At 35.7% G+C, this 17407-nt stretch carries 12 protein-coding genes; 6 read left to right on the forward strand and 6 right to left on the reverse strand.

Annotated features, from left to right (window positions below; translation table 11 throughout):
• The first annotated feature begins 134 nt into the window (after nucleotides 1-134).
• The 4 genes from mfd to mmuM all read left to right on the forward strand — a co-directional run bounded on the left by mfd (nucleotide 135) and on the right by mmuM (nucleotide 7322).
• Complete coding sequence (gene mfd / locus BQ5209_RS00280; protein WP_085246584.1) at nucleotides 135-3593, forward strand: transcription-repair coupling factor; 3459 nt, start codon at nucleotides 135-137, stop codon at nucleotides 3591-3593.
• Nucleotides 3594-3629: 36 nt separating this feature from the next.
• Nucleotides 3630-4898, forward strand: a complete 1269-nt coding sequence (locus BQ5209_RS00285) for a YdgA family protein (RefSeq protein ID WP_085246585.1) — start codon at nucleotides 3630-3632, stop codon at nucleotides 4896-4898.
• Nucleotides 4899-4984: 86 nt separating this feature from the next.
• Nucleotides 4985-6385, forward strand: coding sequence for an S-methylmethionine permease (gene mmuP / locus BQ5209_RS00290; protein WP_085246586.1), 1401 nt, complete (start codon nucleotides 4985-4987; stop codon nucleotides 6383-6385).
• Entirely contained in the window at nucleotides 6375-7322 is a 948-nt protein-coding gene (gene mmuM, locus BQ5209_RS00295) for a homocysteine S-methyltransferase (protein ID WP_085246587.1), read from the forward strand. Before mmuP ends, mmuM begins: the two co-directional genes overlap by 11 nt.
• A 1673-nt stretch (nucleotides 7323-8995) precedes the next feature.
• Here mmuM and BQ5209_RS00300 read toward each other — a convergent pair.
• Nucleotides 8996-9607, reverse strand: coding sequence for a riboflavin synthase subunit alpha (locus BQ5209_RS00300; protein ID WP_085246588.1), 612 nt, complete (start codon nucleotides 9605-9607; stop codon nucleotides 8996-8998).
• A gap of 216 nt (nucleotides 9608-9823) precedes the next feature.
• On the opposite strand from BQ5209_RS00300, the gene crcB reads away from it, so the two are divergent.
• Nucleotides 9824-10201 (forward strand): fluoride efflux transporter CrcB, encoded by a 378-nt coding sequence (gene crcB, locus BQ5209_RS00305; protein ID WP_085246589.1) that lies wholly within the window; start codon nucleotides 9824-9826, stop codon nucleotides 10199-10201.
• Between the two features lie 105 nt (nucleotides 10202-10306).
• Nucleotides 10307-10705, forward strand: coding sequence for a cell division inhibitor SulA (locus BQ5209_RS00310; RefSeq protein WP_085246590.1), 399 nt, complete (start codon nucleotides 10307-10309; stop codon nucleotides 10703-10705).
• Between the two features lie 31 nt (nucleotides 10706-10736).
• On the opposite strand, the gene truC is transcribed toward BQ5209_RS00310, so the two are convergent.
• From truC to uvrA, 5 genes are all read right to left on the reverse strand, one after another.
• A complete protein-coding gene (truC, locus tag BQ5209_RS00315; RefSeq protein WP_085246591.1) occupies nucleotides 10737-11444 on the reverse strand; it encodes a tRNA pseudouridine(65) synthase TruC in 708 nt (235 codons plus the stop codon).
• Between the two features lie 20 nt (nucleotides 11445-11464).
• On the reverse strand, nucleotides 11465-12283 hold the full coding sequence (locus BQ5209_RS00320; protein ID WP_085246592.1) for a pyridoxal phosphatase: 819 nt from the start codon (nucleotides 12281-12283) through the stop codon (nucleotides 11465-11467).
• A 66-nt stretch (nucleotides 12284-12349) separates the two neighbouring features.
• Nucleotides 12350-12955, reverse strand: a complete 606-nt coding sequence (gene recR, locus BQ5209_RS00325; protein ID WP_085246593.1) for a recombination mediator RecR — start codon at nucleotides 12953-12955, stop codon at nucleotides 12350-12352.
• Nucleotides 12956-13163: 208 nt separating this feature from the next.
• Nucleotides 13164-13766, reverse strand: a complete 603-nt coding sequence (plsY, locus tag BQ5209_RS00330) for a glycerol-3-phosphate 1-O-acyltransferase PlsY (protein WP_208609897.1) — start codon at nucleotides 13764-13766, stop codon at nucleotides 13164-13166.
• A 176-nt stretch (nucleotides 13767-13942) separates the two neighbouring features.
• Nucleotides 13943-16771, reverse strand: coding sequence for an excinuclease ABC subunit UvrA (gene uvrA / locus BQ5209_RS00335; RefSeq protein ID WP_143421814.1), 2829 nt, complete (start codon nucleotides 16769-16771; stop codon nucleotides 13943-13945).
• Nucleotides 16772-17407: the final 636 nt, after the last annotated feature.

Genomic DNA, 17407 nt, shown 5'->3' on the forward strand with positions numbered 1-17407 from the left:
CTGAAACTTTTTGACAAAGTTTTGCTAGTTAAATGCAAGGTGCTTATCATACAGGATTAAACAGTTATAGAAAACAACCACGTACTTACGTTATAATCTGGCGATAATATTTTAACAATATCAACGAATCCATCATGCCTAAAACAGTTAATATTTCAAATATAATTCCCCAAAAACCAGGTGAAGTAAAGCATATTGGGCAGCTTGTTGGCTCATCCTTATCACAATTTTGTGCCCAAGCAATAGACGCACATGAGGGTTTAGTTGTCATTGTAACTGACGATATGCAACAATCCTCACGTATTGATGAGGAACTTAAACAATTTTCGCCATTCCCATCTATTATCTTTCCTGATTGGGAAACCTTGCCCTATGATAGTTTTTCGCCCCATCAAGATATTATATCAGAACGTCTGTCTTGCCTTTATCGTCTTGGACATTTAACCAAAGGGGCATTAATTTTGCCCATTAATACCTTAATGCAAAAAGTCTGCCCACAAAGCTATCTGGGTGGACACGTGTTTATGATGAAAAAAGGCTTACAAATTAGCCGTGAACATTTACGACTTCAACTGGAAAATGCTGGCTATCGCTCAGTGAGCCAAGTTATGGAACATGGTGAATATGCCACTCGTGGCGCTTTGTTTGACATCTATCCTATGGGCAGTGATAAGCCATATCGTATCGATTTTTTTGATGATGAGATCGACAGCATCCGCACTTTTGATGTCGAAACACAGCGCACCTTTGATGAAATTGTCGAAATACAATTGCTACCAGCGCACGAGTTTCCTTTTGATAAAACGGCTATCGAACTGTTTCGTAGTCAATGGCGAGAACAATTTGAAGTAAGATTAGATGCAGAGAGCATCTATCAACAAGTTAGCAAAAATATTTTGCCAACTGGCATTGAATATTGGCAAGCCCTCTTTTTTAACGAACCATTAACACCACTATTTTCTTATTTTTTAGCAAATACCTTAATTATCAATACCGCTAGTATTGAGCAATATGCTAACAAATATTGGCAAGATATTACCCAACGTTATGAAAGCCGCAAAGTCGATCCTATGCGTCCACTGCTTGCACCCAGTATTATTTGGTCTAAAGCGGACGAAATTTTTGCCAAGTTTAAAAACTATCCAAGAATGGTTGTATCGAATGAGGCAACAACTGAATCAAGTAAAAACATTAATTTACCTTATATACAATTACCCAACATTGCTATTGAGATCCAACAAAAAGATCCTTATTTGCAATTTCAAAAATTTGTTGATAATTTTTCGGGAAAAATTATTTTTTCAGTTGAATCAGAAGGACGAAAAGAGGCTTTACAAGAAATCCTTGGCAGAATTCGTATTCATCCAACCACCATCAATCAGTTTGATGAACTCTACAATGCTGATAGCCGATTTTATCTAATCGTTGGTGCTAGCGAGCAAGGTTTTATTAATCAGCAAGATAATTTTGCATTTATAACCGAAAATGAGTTACTAGGTCGACGCGTTATTCGTCGCAAAAAAGAAAGTAAACAAGCTATCAATACTGATTCACTTATTCGCAGTTTAGCTGAACTCACTCCAGGTAAACCTGTTGTTCATTTAGAACATGGTGTCGGTCGCTATGCAGGGCTCACCACATTAGAAACAGGTGGCATTACGGCAGAATATCTTATTTTGTTATATGCTAATGAGACCAAACTTTATGTGCCGGTTTCGTCATTAAACTTAATAAGTCGTTACTCGGGTGGCGATGAAGAAAACGCCCCACTGAATAAATTAGGCACTGATGCTTGGAGTAAGGCTCGGCAAAAAGCGGCCGAAAAAGTGCGCGATGTCGCAGCTGAATTACTCGATATCTATGCCGAACGTGAAAGCAAACCCGGATTTCAATTTCAACAAGACCATGAGCAATATGAACTATTTTGCCAAGGATTCCCTTATCAAGAAACTGACGATCAACAAAATGCCATTGGCGCTGTAATTGGCGACATGTGCTCGCCTTATGCCATGGACCGATTAGTCTGCGGTGATGTGGGTTTTGGTAAAACCGAAGTTGCCATTCGTGCTGCCTTTTTAGCTGTTATTAATCATAAACAAACAGCCGTTTTAGTGCCAACAACTCTACTTGCTGAACAACACTACGAAAGCTTTTGTGATCGTTTCGCCAATTGGCCTATTCGTATAGAGAGCCTGTCTCGCTTCAAAACAGCTAAACAACAAAAAGCCATTATAGAAGCTCTTGGCGAAGGCAAAATTGATATTGTAATTGGTACGCATAAATTGCTACAAGAAGATATCAAATGGAAAGATTTAGGTTTACTAATTGTTGATGAAGAACACCGCTTTGGCGTTCGTCAAAAAGAACGCATTAAAGCAATGCGAGCAAATATCGATATTTTAACGCTAACAGCAACCCCAATTCCACGAACGCTAAACATGGCAATGAGTGGTATGCGAGATCTTTCAATTATCGCAACGCCACCTGCTCGGCGACTGGCAGTAAAAACCTTTGTTCGAGAATATGATGAGCTTGTGATTAGAGAAGCCATTTTGCGTGAAATTTTACGTGGTGGTCAGATTTATTATCTACACAATGATATCTCTGATATCGAAAAAGTCAGCGAAAAACTGGCAGAATTGGTGCCCGAAGCACGCATTACCATTGGTCATGGACAAATGCATGAACGCGACTTAGAGCGAGTGATGAATGACTTTCATCATCAACGCTTTAACATACTTGTTTGTACCACCATTGTTGAAACTGGTATCGACATTCCTAACGCTAATACCATTATTATTGATCGTGCCGATAAATTTGGTTTAGCTCAGTTACATCAACTCAGGGGGCGAGTTGGGCGTTCTTACCATCAAGCCTATGCTTATTTATTAACGCCACATCCTAAATTACTCACAAAAGATGCTAAAAAGCGCTTAGATGCGATCGCATCACTAGAAGATTTAGGTGCAGGTTTTGCCTTAGCTACGCACGATCTTGAAATTCGGGGTGCTGGCGAGCTATTAGGTAGTGATCAAAGTGGGCAAATTGAAACTATTGGCTTTAACCTTTATATTGAACTGCTTGATGAGGCCGTTACATCACTTAAAGAAGGCAAAGAACCAACCCTTGAATCATTACTCAATAATCAGCAAACTGAAATTGAGTTACGTTTACCAACACTTATTCCTGATGATTTTATTCCCGATGTCAATACACGCTTGTCACTATATAAACGCATCGCCAGTATCACCGATCTCGCAGAACTCACCGACATTCAAGTTGAAATGCGGGATCGCTTTGGTCAATTGCCCGATGCGGTGCTATTTTTATTAGAAACGACCAAAATCCGTTATCAGGCAAGCCAATTAGGCATTACTAAAATCGAGTTTGGCGAAAAAGGCGGTTATATAGAATTCGGCAGTAATAATAAGGTATCTGTCGATTATTTGATTGAAATAATTCAAAAAGAGCCAAAAAATTATCGATTAGAAAGCTCAAATCGATTAAAATTACAAAAATCGGAATTACAACGAATTGATCGTATTGAATATATTAAAAATTTGTTGTCTGATTTTGAAAATAATCAAGAATGATAATTTAAATTATAACTAATAACTAAGAGAACTATAATGAAAAAAACGACACTTGCCATAGGGGTAGCTGCTGTATTGGGAATTGCTTATGTAGGTACATCATGGTACACAGGCAACATAATTGAAAATCATATCGACAACCAATTAGCACAAATCGCAAATAAAGTTAACCAGAGTCAAGACGATTTTAAATTTTCTATTACCAAAAGTAATTATGAAAAGCATATCTTTTCAACTAAGTTACATTTAACTGTAACAGCGTCACTTCAAGATTCAACAGATGAAGATGCTCAACCAAAAACTCTATTTGATGATGATGTCACCATTCATCATGGTCCTTTCCCTATTGCTGCACTTGCCAAAGGAACCTTTGCTCCACAAATGGCTTGGTTAGAATACGAAATGACGGAACAAGCCAATTCAACACTTTGGAAACTTGCGGGTAATCAACCATTTATTACCGGACATGCAGGTGTAAGTTATGGCGAACATATCACCGTCAAACTAGCAAGCAAAGCGATTAAAGCCACTCAAGAGGAGATCCCAACCATTGATGGTTCACTTGAACTTGGAAAGGGTAATTATACCATTAGTAGTGATACAAATGGCTCTGACATTATTACTAATATGGAAATTGATAAACTTGCATTCACCTATCCTTCATCATTAAGCTCAAATCCTGTTTCGCTGGTTATTAATAAATTCGTTATCAACCAAACAAATATCTTAAATGAAGCTACCGACACAGCCGAAGGTTCGTTTTATAGTCGTGTTGATTCGATTATTTATGGTCAACAAAATCTAGGTAATGGATCGCTAGATATTGATTTTAAAGGTTTTGATAAGAAACTATTTAGTAATTCGTCGGACACAGACAACCCTGACAAAAAACACAATATCCAATTTTCGTTAAATAAATTTAATTGGCATACTTCTGCCGGCGATATTAATGCGAACCTAAATTTCGATCTATCTGATGTTGATATCACAACTATTGATGAAGCAGATTATGACAAAATTAATACACTTAAATTAAAGCTGGAAGCACCGTTTGACGTGTTAGCTCATTTGTCAGCACAACTCGAAAACCCTAACGCTAACGAGGTAACGCCAGAACAAGTTGCTAAAGCAAATCAAAATCTACAATTCATGTCGGCATTAATTATGAGTAACTCTCAATTTTTAACTTCAAGCAATGGGGAAACTAAAGGTATCTATTCTGATGTTTACCTAACCAAAGATAGCGAAGAGGTTAATGTAAATGGTAAAACAGTAACAAAAGAAGAATTCTTCGAGAACTTATAACTTACCAGTCTATTGATTCAATAAACCGATTCCGCTAGTAATACTGGCGGGATCTTACTTTTCTAACTAATCCCAAAAAGCAAACTATGCATACAAATTCATCATCTACAACTGAGAACCAATTCAAGCGAACCATGAAAACCCGCCATTTAATTATGCTATCGCTTGGTGGTGTTATTGGTACTGGTTTATTTTTTAATACGGGATATATTATTGCCACCGCAGGCGCAATTGGTGCTATCATTGCTTATTTAATTGGTGCATTGGTCGTTTATTTAGTGATGCTATGCCTTGGTGAACTGGCGGTTGCTATGCCCGAAACAGGCGCATTTCATACCTATGCCTCACGATTTATTAGTCCTGGGACCGGTTATACTGTAGCTTGGCTATATTGGTTAACTTGGACTGTGGCACTTGGTTCAAGTCTAACTGCAGCAGGCTTATGTATGCAGTATTGGTTCCCGACCGTTTCAGTCTGGATTTGGTGTTTAATCTTCTGTATTGTGATCTTTGCGTTAAACATCGTGACTGCTCAATTTTTTGCCGAAAGTGAATTTTGGTTTTCAATCATTAAAGTGATCACCATCATCATCTTTATTATTGCAGGTACCACAGCTATCTTCGGCTTTGTTCCTATGCACAACGGCATGCCAGCACCTTTTTTACACAATATTACCGATAATGGTTGGTTTCCTAATGGCATCACGCCTATTATTATGACCATGGTTTCAGTCAATTTTGCCTTTTCAGGTACCGAGCTAATTGGCATTGCGGCAGGCGAAACCCATCATCCTGAAAAATCGATCCCAATGGCGATAAAAACGACTATTTTAAGATTGATTATCTTTTTTGTTGGAACAATTTTTGTGCTAGCAGCGCTACTACCTATGGATCAAGCAGGTGTCATTACCAGCCCATTTGTAGTGGTATTTGAAAATATTGGTATCCCGTATACAGCTGATATATTTAATTTTGTCATTTTAACGGCTATTTTATCAGCGGCTAATTCAGGGCTTTATGCCTCTGGGCGCATGTTGTGGTCACTATCTAATCAAGGCACATTACCAAAGTGTTTTGCTAAATTAACCAATAAAGGCATCCCAAGCAACGCAATTGTAGTTAGTATGTTCGGCGGATTATTAGCATTATCTTCAAGTGTAATAGCACCCGATACCGTGTTTGTAACATTAACCGCTATTTCTGGCTTTGCCGTAGTAGCCGTTTGGTTAAGTATTTGTGCTGCTCATTACTTTTTCAGAAAAAGTTTAACTCATGAGGAGCAAAGCAATCTAAAATATAAAGCACCATTATACCCATTAGTACCCATTTTAGGCTTTATTTTATGCTTAATTGCTTGTATTGGACTGGCATTCGATCCAGAACAGCGTATTGCACTTTATTGTGGTATTCCTTTTGTGATTGTCTGCTTTATTGCTCACCACTTTACTCAAACCTATCAAAAGCGAGTAGTAAAAAATGATAAGTAATAATATAGTTAGCGCACTTTTAAAGCAAAAAAAGTACATCATTATTGATGGAGCCCTAGCCAGCGAGCTACAACGGCGTGGATGCGATCTTAACGATAGTTTATGGTCAGCAAAAGTGCTAATCGAAAAGCCCGAGCTAATTCGCCAAGTCCATTATGACTATTTTAAAGCTGGCGCCGATTGTGCGATCACTGCTAGCTATCAAGCCACTCCATTAGGATTTGAAAAAAAAGCAATTACGTTTGATAAATCCATTAAGCTAATTAAAGCCAGCGTTGAACTTGCACAGCAAGCTAAACAGCAATATTTGAATGAAACAAAGCAAAATAAAACATTACTAATTGCCGGTTCAGTAGGACCTTATGGGGCATACCTTGCTAATGGTTCAGAATATACGGGGGACTATCAACTTACCGAAACTGAATTTATTACTTTTCATCATCATCGCATTGAAGCCTTGATTGAAGCTAACGTTGATATCCTTGCTTGTGAAACCCTACCTTCATTTAACGAAATCAAAGCGTTAATTAAATTAATACAGCAGTTTCCAACAACTAAGGCTTGGTTTTCCTTAACGTTAAAAGATGCCCAACATCTTAGCGATGGCACACCATTATCACAAGTTATCGATTATTTAAATAACCAAGAACAAATTGTGAGTATTGGTATCAACTGCATTGCGTTAGAAAATGTCACGCCAGCGTTAGAAGTACTCAATCAACTTACCAGCAAACCGTTAATTGTTTATCCAAATTCAGGTGAACAATACGATCCAACCACCAAACAATGGTACAAAAACCATCAACATAATTGCACTTTCAGTAATCAATTACCGACTTGGATTAAATTAGGTGCTAGATTAATTGGTGGCTGCTGTCAAACAACACCGAATGATATTGAAGAAATTGTGGGGGTTGTTAACCAATTAACTATATAAAAATATTTGAAATAAAATGTTTAATATAAGTGGTTTATCCCTATGTGCATAGGGAACAGACCAATTATAACATATTGTTTTATAATTAAAATATTCTAGTTAAAATTTCCACCAACTTTTCCAATTATTTTTAACATAATAACAATTTTATAAAATATTGTTTTTATTAAAGTAATATAAAAAATAATATAGAGAATATTGCGCTTTTTTCATTCTACCAATTAATCTTTAAATTTCTTATAGTTATAACATAATTAGCAATAAAAAAGTGCTTTTCTTTATTTAAAAGAGACTATATTTTTGTAAAAAATATTCAGGAAACTCTACCGTTTTAGTGTAAAAATGTATTACATGCTCAACGACCATCATCAATAAGTTATCTTTTTACTCTATTATTTTGCTTAGGATTTATACTGAGTAATGTAATTTTCTATTTAATTTAACCATTTCAGGAAGATCTAATTGATAACATATGGCTTTGCCTAAATTGCTTTTTAAATACAGTAGTTAAACAACCAGCATATACCTGTTTAGCTTACTGAAAGTATTTCATATCAATCCAAAAGATTAACTAAAAACTCATAAAATTTCTTCCACAATAGTTTATACTCTGCTTACGTAAGCTTTTGTACTTAAAAAATGATCATATGAATAACGATGTGCAAATAACATCAATAAAAATTCACTATGTAGATTTTGGGAAATTAGGTGAAACATTGTGGTTGGCCTTAAATTAGCCTTAGCTAAATGTGATTGTCTTTACCAATTCCAACAAGACGTTATCCTTTTATGCTATACTCAATCTAACCTTAACATCGACAAATCAATCGTTAAGTGATTACCACTCGGCACTAATAAGCACATTGTATGGGATGATTGTGGATTTTAATCAGTCATAGGTCAATAAAGCTGGATTTTCGCTGATCAGTGCATTGTTATGGCCTGCTTAGCAACATTGGTTTTATGACATTCCAAGAATAAAAGACATGCATTTGCATTAGAATTGATATGACCTATCCAACCTATAAAACCTCATAATGACGTACAAAAATGTTCTACAAAATTCCTTTGGCCCAAAACAAATGTATAGCGAGGAGCAACTGCTGATGATCTGGCAAAAAATTACTAATAGCATTAATACGCGGGAAAGCGCTTTTGAAAGTAAATATTACCGTGCTTTTATTGTTGGTTTGTTGGAGCTAATCATTTTAATGAGTTAGCAGATCGTTAACCAATATATTGGTATAATCACAATAAAAAAACAGATAACAAGACGATTTTATTGAATTGAAATTAATTATTCAATTAAAAACCTATTGTTTAGACCAAGCAATATTATCAACTTTCTATTACAGAAAAAAATGATGTTATCGAACAAAATCACCGCTAGCTATGTCAAATTATGATACCCACACAAAGTTTTTTTATAGCTAAGTGATATAAATTGACTAATGTAGCCACCGTTGATGAAAATCCAAATAGTTGTATGGAATAAAAAATACCACATGGGCTAGATTTATAATCTATACCTTGGGTAATGGTAGAATTGTTCTTTTGATCTGCTAATCTATGATGGCTATTAAATAATAATAGCCATTAAAAAGCCGTAGCAAAAAATTTACAATGGATAATTAGCGCTAATTAGCTTACATCTGAAATAAATTCGATTAATATTATTGTTCTCTTGCCGCTAGCACACGTTCAACTGTATCAACAATTGCTTGAGTTTGGGAATCTATTTCGATATTGACTTTGTCCCCTACTTTTTTTGCGTCCAATGTGGTAATGGCTAGCGTTTCGGGAATTAAGTGAATTGCAAAACTATCTTCTTTTACTTGTCCAACCGTTAGACTGGCGCCGTCAATTCCTATAAAACCTTTATATAATATATATTTCATAAATTTTTTTGGTAATTGTAATGTCATTTCACAATTCGTGGTGGTTTTTTGTAGATCAACAATTGTTGCCGTGCAAGATATATGCCCTGACATCACATGACCTCCAATTTCCTCACCATATTTTGCGCTGCGTTCAATATTCACAAAATCATTGACTCTTTTATCACCCAATGTAGTTAATGTAAGCGTTTCTTCCATAATATCAAAAGTTACTACATCATCATCAAAACCCGTCACAGTCAAACAGCACCCATCGTTGGCGATGGATGCACCAATTTCAATGTTCTTAGTTAATTGATATGGTAATTTGACCTTATATGTCCTTAATTTATCTTTATCTACAATATCAATAATTTGACCAACACCTTGAACAATACCTGTAAACATACATATACCTCTATTTTTTTACTTAATGACGAACATTCTATCGCAACTTTGTCAGTAGTTCCTATTCGTATTTTCTATTGGTATGATCACATTATAAATTTTTCAATTTTAACCATTTTGAAATAAAGTGTTATTGCGCTTATTGCTAAAACGTCGATACTAAGATCTTTTAAAAGTTATTTTTATTTTTCTGCTTATAATTAAGGATATTCTATCATGCTAAAACTGATTTTAGCCATTTCAGTCGGTTCAGTGGCTGGTGGTTTGTTACGGTGGTTTTTATCACTTAAACTAAATGTTATTGCTTTTGCCATTCCATTAGGTACATTACTGTCTAATTTGGTCGCAGGATACATTATTGGCTTTGCTATTGCTTTTTTTCATCACTCTAACCTTTCAGCCGAATGGCGTTTACTTGTGATTACTGGTTTTTGTGGTGGGTTATCAACTTTTTCCACCTTTTCGGCAGAAATTGTTAGCTTTTTACAAGAAGGTCGCATACCTTGGGGATTAGCAACGATATTTATACATGTTATTGGCTCAATTTTAATGACTTTTTTAGGGATTTTGTCATATCAATGGTTGCGTTCTTGATATTACCCTATTTATAAATAATATAAAAAATAATCAAAATAGAGTTTACAACGCCCAAATACTGTATTAGCATACAGTGTATATTAATACAGTATTTAAACTATTATGCTTATTGAACATTCAACACAACAACTTATGGCTGTTAATTTTGAGTCACCTTTTCAACAGATATTGCAACAACAACGCCCTTTATTAAAATCACTGAATAAAGCTAAAAAATGGCAATTATGGCTCTCTGACCGACCAATGCTAAAACGTTCATGGGTTAATAGCGCAGGTTTAGATAAACACAAAGTAATTCATCTAGCAAATTTAAATAGCACTAACCTAATATCAACGATTGAAAAAGCCTTACAAAACAAAACTTGTAGTTATGTGGTTGCTTGCATCAATGAGCTTAATGAACAAGACAAAGCACGCTTACAACAAGCGGTATCATTAAGTGATACCTGTCTGCTTTTAGTGCACGATAAGCGAAGTGAACAACCTATTCGATACCACTAAATATAAAAATATTGCTAGCAAGATAAAACTATTACTGAAATTGTAATAAGATGCTTTGCCAACTTGAATCTAAATGAGCCTTTATTGTTATTTTTCTTTGAGTAATGGGGTGCGTGATTTTAAGAGTACTGGCATGAAGCATTAATCGTTTAATACCCAAGTAATCTGCAAATGCTCTATTTTGATGAAGGTCGCCATGTTTACTGTCGCCTAAAATAGGATGAAAGATATGTTTCATATGACGACGTAATTGGTGTTTACGTCCTGTTTGTGGTTTTAATTCAACAAAGCTATATCTTGCAGTATCAAACTTTCCAACTTTAATAGGGAGTTCAATTTTGCTAATCCCTCGATAAAAAGTCACTGCATCTTGTGCCGGTTTATTTTTATCAGAAAATTTATCAGCAATTTTGTCTAACTCTTCAACTAAAGGGTAATCGATCACAGCTTCACCTTCAACATAGCCACGCACGATGGCATGATACGTTTTTTCAATTTGTTTAGTTGAAAATTGTTCAGACATTAAATGCGCAACTTTACTTGATAAGGCGAACAATAATACACCTGAAGTTGGTCTATCAAGTCGATGTACGGGAAACACATGTTGGCCAATCTGATCTCGTAATGTTTGCATAACAACAACTGTTTCTTTTTTATCTAACCAACTACGATGCACAAGCCAACCCGATGGCTTGTTAATGGCAATTAATTCGTCATCTTGATAAAGAATTTCAAACATAAAATTTTTTACTAAATCAATTATAAAAATAGTTTTTTAAGTTCTATAGCTATACTTGGGCTATTATTATCGCCAATAGCATAACTGGCTTTTGCTTTTACTTCATCATCGGCATTCCCCATGGCAACGCCTAATCCAGCAATAGATAACATACTAATATCATTATAACTATCACCAAAAGCGACTATCTCGCTTAAATCAATATTTTCGTGTTCAGCCCAGTGAGTCAAACCATTTCCTTTGGTATTACCTTTAATCGCAACATCTGCTCGATTTGACCAAGACCATTCACACGAAAACACATCTAAAGCATCCACCGCATTTGAGAATTGTTGTAAGGCGGGAAGGTTATGACTACTAGTTGCAAATTTAAAAATAGCACCAGATTGTTCAATCACATTTTCAAAACTCTCTACTTTTTTGATTTCTGGTTGTAAAAATTCGGGCAATGATTTCACCCATTTAAAAAAGCCTTCTAGATGATCATCTAACACTTCATAAGTCATCATTTGATCAGTATAAACTAAAGTATGGATGCCATAATGATTAACTAGCTTTAATAGCATTCTTGCTTGATCTTTAGTCATTGGTTTAGCTGCAAAAGCGTTTAGTTTTTCAAAATCATAGAGATAAGATCCATTACAACAAATTGCTGGAGTTGATAATTTGAGTTGATAGTAATATGGATAAATTACAGAGTGGTGACGCCCTGAAACTAAAATCACTTTTACACCTTTAGCACTGATTTTTTTTATCATCTCAACTGTTTCTGGCAAAACTAAACGATTACTGGCTAGCAACGTGCCATCCATATCAAAGGCAACAGCTTTATACTTCATATAATACCTCTTTTTATTTCTAATCTTTGTGATAAAGATTAGCCAAGTACTAAAACTTCAATAAATTTAAAATTCAATTTTTTGACGCCCAACAAATGAATGCGATAAGGTAGTACCATCCACCATTTCAAGCTCACCGCCGACTGGAACACCATGAGCAATTCTTGTTGCTGTCACATTAAACTCTGCACACATTTGTGCAATATAGTTGGCGGTTGCATCACCCTCAACGGTCGGATTAGTGGCTAGAATCACTTCGTTAATCGATTCTGATGCTAACTTGTTTTTCAATAAATCAAGACCAATATCGCTTGGACCGATACCATCTAATGGCGATAGATGACCTAATAATACAAAATAACGACCACTATATTGTCCTGTTTGTTCAATGGCAACTATGTCAGCGGGAGTTTCGACAACGCAAAGCTGTCCACTACTTTGACGCCGAATATTTGCACAAATCGTACAGATTTCTTGTTCGGTAAAAGTTCGACACTCTTTACAATGACCTATATTTATCATCGCTTCATGTAGCTCATGAGCTAATTTTATGCCACCTTGTCGATTGCGTTGTAATAAATGAAAGGCCATGCGTTGAGCCGATTTGGGACCAACGCCCGGTAAACAACGTAGTGCTTGCATAAGTGATTCTAATAATGGACTTATTTGCATGAATTTATTTAGTTCTCACATATTTGAATTTTATGTTAATAATACCTTTTTTCAATAATCTATCAAACAAGAATTATTTTATTTGTTTAATTTAATAATGATAAAATTTGAAAAAAATCACATAAAATTAATAGTTAAAATAATACTTAGCGACAACTGTTTTCAGAAACAATCATTAAATTGATACTGATTGCATATAAATGTTAGACTATTTTTTGCTCTTGCTATGATAATAACTTTTTGGTTCTTCATCCTTTAAAAGGCGCATAATATTACTGTTGTGACGGATGATAATCAAACAAGAAAGCATAGCAACCGGTAAAGTAAGCTCTGGTTTGAATAGCCAAACATAAAATGGTGCCATAAGAAAACCAACTATTGCCGCCACAGAAGAGTACCCAGTGATGAATAATATAAGCAACCAAGTTAAAATAAAGCAACCTGTAAAATCAAATCCTATGGGGACCATCATACCTAACGCCGTGGCAACACCTTTACCACCACGAAAATGAAAAAAACAGGGAAACATATGTCCTAAACAAGCAAAAATACCTATAATACCTAAAAAGAAAGGAGCAATGCCAAGTCGATAAGAGATGTAAACCGGAATGGTACCTTTTAACATATCAAAAATTAACACAAAAATGGCGGGTAATTTACCATTAAGCCGTAAAATATTGGTTGCTCCAGGATTGTGCGAACCGTGTTCTGAAGGATTAGGCAAATGCATAATACGGCTGATAATCATAGCACCAGAAAGCGACCCCAAAAAATAAGCAATTATGATCATCAATATAATTTGTAATGCCACAATCTCACTCCTTCCATTTGTCGCTTGTTGCTGATACCTGAACACTAAATGCTAATAAGTACGCTAAAATCTGTATCTAACCTATTTTGTAGGTATTAAAATAATAATAGAACGGGCATTATACTTTGCTCGCTCTATTTATGCTAAGTAGTTATAATGCCGCCCTACTTGGATTACTATTTTTCCAACAATGGTTTTAAATATTTTCCAGTGTAGGAATGCTTAGATTTAGCAACCTCTTCAGGTGTGCCTTCAGCAATAATCTCTCCTCCACCATTACCGCCTTCTGGTCCTAAATCAATAATCCAATCAGCTGTTTTAACCACATCCAAATTATGCTCAATCACAACAATTGTATTGCCTTTATCGCGCAATGAATGTAATTGCGTGAGTAATTGTTTAACATCAGCAAAATGCAAACCTGTTGTTGGTTCATCTAATATATATAAAGTACGTCCAGTATCTCGCTTCGATAATTCTTTTGCAAGTTTTACACGTTGTGCTTCACCGCCTGATAAAGTTGTTGCAGACTGTCCAATAGTAATATAAGACAGCCCAACATCAATCAATGTTTGCAGTTTACGTGATATCATCGGCACAGCATCAAAAAACGCACGCCCTTCCTCAACTGTCATATTCAAAATCTCGTTAATAGACTTACCTTTATATTTGATCTCTAATGTTTCACGATTATAACGAGCGCCATGACATTGATCGCAAGGAACATAAATATCAGGTAAAAAGTGCATTTCAACTTTAATTAAACCATCACCTTGGCAAGCTTCACATCGTCCTCCCTTAACATTAAAACTAAATCGTCCTGGATTATAGCCTCGTGCACGAGATTCGGGTACACCTGCATAAAGTTCACGAATAGAAGTAAAAAATCCAGTATAAGTTGCAGGATTAGAACGTGGTGTTCGTCCGATAGGGCTTTGGTCTATCGCAATAACCTTATCAAAATGGTCAAGCCCTTTAATGGCTTTATATGGCGCTATTTCTGTTTTTTCGGCACCATTGAGTTCATTTTGAGCTAGTGGATATAAGGTGTCATTAATTAAGGTTGATTTACCCGAACCCGACACACCGGTAATACAAGTAAATAATCCAACCGGAATATTTAATGTCACATCTTTAAGGTTATTTCCGGTAGCGCCAATAAGTGATAACATTTTTTTCTTATCAACTTTGGTGCGCACAGTTGGAATTTCAATCTTTTCTTTACCAGATAAGTATTGGCCTGTTAAAGATTTTTTACAGGCCATTATCTGCTTAGGCGTACCTTGCGCAACAACTTCACCGCCATGAACCCCTGCTCCCGGTCCAATATCAATTATATAATCAGCGGCCATAATTGCCTCTTCGTCATGTTCAACCACAATAACAGTATTACCTAAATCACGTAAATGCGTTAAAGTGTCAATTAGACGAGTGTTATCACGCTGATGCAATCCGATAGAAGGCTCATCTAATACATACATTACGCCAACCAGCCCTGCACCAATTTGGCTAGCTAATCGAATACGTTGCGCTTCACCTCCTGATAAGGTTTCAGCTGAGCGTGAAAGTGTTAAATAGTTAAGCCCAACATTAATCAAAAATTGTAAACGGTCGTTGATCTCTTTTAAGATTTTCTCGGCAATTTGAGCTCGTTGCCCTGTCAATGACAACTGATCGAAAAAATCTTTCGCTTTTTGAGTACTTAAATCACTAATGGCTGGTAGATTAGTATCATTAATAAATACATTTCTTGCTGCTGTACACAGCCTTGAACCTCCACAACAAGGGCAAGGTCGATGGCTAATATATTTGGCTAACTCTTCACGGATAGTTTGTGATTCAGTTTCTTTATACCGACGAGCTAAATTATTAATAATGCCTTCAAATGGATGTTTACGCTTAACTACATCACCGCGATCATTTGAATAAATAAATTGGATTTCGGTATCACCTGAACCATTTAATAAAATATCTTTTACCTTTTCAGGTAATTTTTCATAGGGTTTATCAATATCAAATTTATAGTGATCCGCTAATGATTTTAACATCTGAAAATAGTAAAAGTTGCGACGATCCCAACCTTTAATCGCACCTGCAGCTAATGAAACTTCTGGCATTTGCACAATACGTTTTTGATCAAAATATTGTTGCACACCCAAACCATCGCACTCAGGGCAAGCGCCAGCTGGGTTATTGAACGAGAATAAGCGAGGCTCTAACTCTGAAATACTGTAGCCACAAATTGGGCAGGCAAAATTAGCCGAAAACAGATATTCTTCAGCTTGAGGATCATCCAAATTTGCCACTTTTACAATACCATTTGTGATCGAAAGTACGGTTTCAATCGACTCGGCCAAACGAAGCTTTAAATCATCCCGAATACGGAAACGGTCAACAACAACCTCAATGGTATGCTTTTTTTGTAGTTCAAGAATGGGGGGATCAGAAAGATCATACACATCACCATCTACTCTTACTCGAATATAACCGCTAGCAGCTAATTGCTCGAACAACTTAACAAATTCACCTTTACGTTCAGTGACCACTGGGGCTAACAGCATATATCGATTTTCAGTTGGTAATGCCATAATACTATCGACCATTTGTGATACCGTTTGCGCTGCTAATGGTAAATGATGATTTGGACAGCGAGGCTCACCAATTCGGGCAAAAAGTAAACGTAAGTAATCATAAATTTCAGTAATGGTTCCAACTGTTGAGCGCGGATTATGCGAAGTCGATTTTTGCTCAATCGAAATAGCTGGTGATAAACCTTCAATATGATCTACATCAGGCTTTTCCATTAATGATAAAAACTGACGAGCATATGCCGACAACGACTCAACATAACGTCGCTGCCCTTCCGCATATAAAGTATCAAATGCTAACGAAGATTTACCCGATCCCGAAAGACCGGTGATAACAACTAACTTATCTCTTGGAATGGTTACATTAATGTTTTTTAGATTGTGCGTGCGAGCGCCACGAATATCGATATCTTTGATTGACATAGATCTCTTCTTATGTGTGTTTTTTAAACTAAACGAATAGAAAATTAACTGTATATTATACCAGTAAAAATTGATTAAATATACTACTAATTAAATATACCACTAAGTAGCGGAATGTATAATTCGTCCTTTTTTATATTAAAACACTATCTTTCCTGAAAAGGTTTTAACAAAAAATTAACTTGTAACTATCTTCTTAAAATAGTTCAGCAAAAAGTAGAAAGTTTTTGCCATAGGTGTAAAAATGGATTTAACTATAAAAAAGAGTAAGTACTATATCGAATGACTGGTAAGAAAATTACAGTGGTATGGAAATATCACAGTCAAACTCTCCCCACATGACATCATAAATGTAGTATAGGGTAGATTATTAATTACAGCTTAATTTCAAAATAACCCCCTAAAATACATTCTCTTTCACTAAGCTTAGAGAATTTATCGGCATCCAATGAACAAGATGAATCTGAACCATGGATTGTATGGAGTAGTAATAGCAGTCAAAATCAACACAGTGTGTGTAAATATCCCAGACTTAGTACACAGCTCACGTAGAAAATCATGCTGCTTGTTTTAGTGTTTTATACTCAATCGGTGTCATGTTATTTAATTCCTCATGCGGTCTTTCGGTGT

Origin of the sequence: Gilliamella mensalis (genome assembly GCF_900103085.1) — a bacterium.
Taxonomy (GTDB): Bacteria; Pseudomonadota; Gammaproteobacteria; order Enterobacterales; family Orbaceae; genus Gilliamella; species Gilliamella mensalis.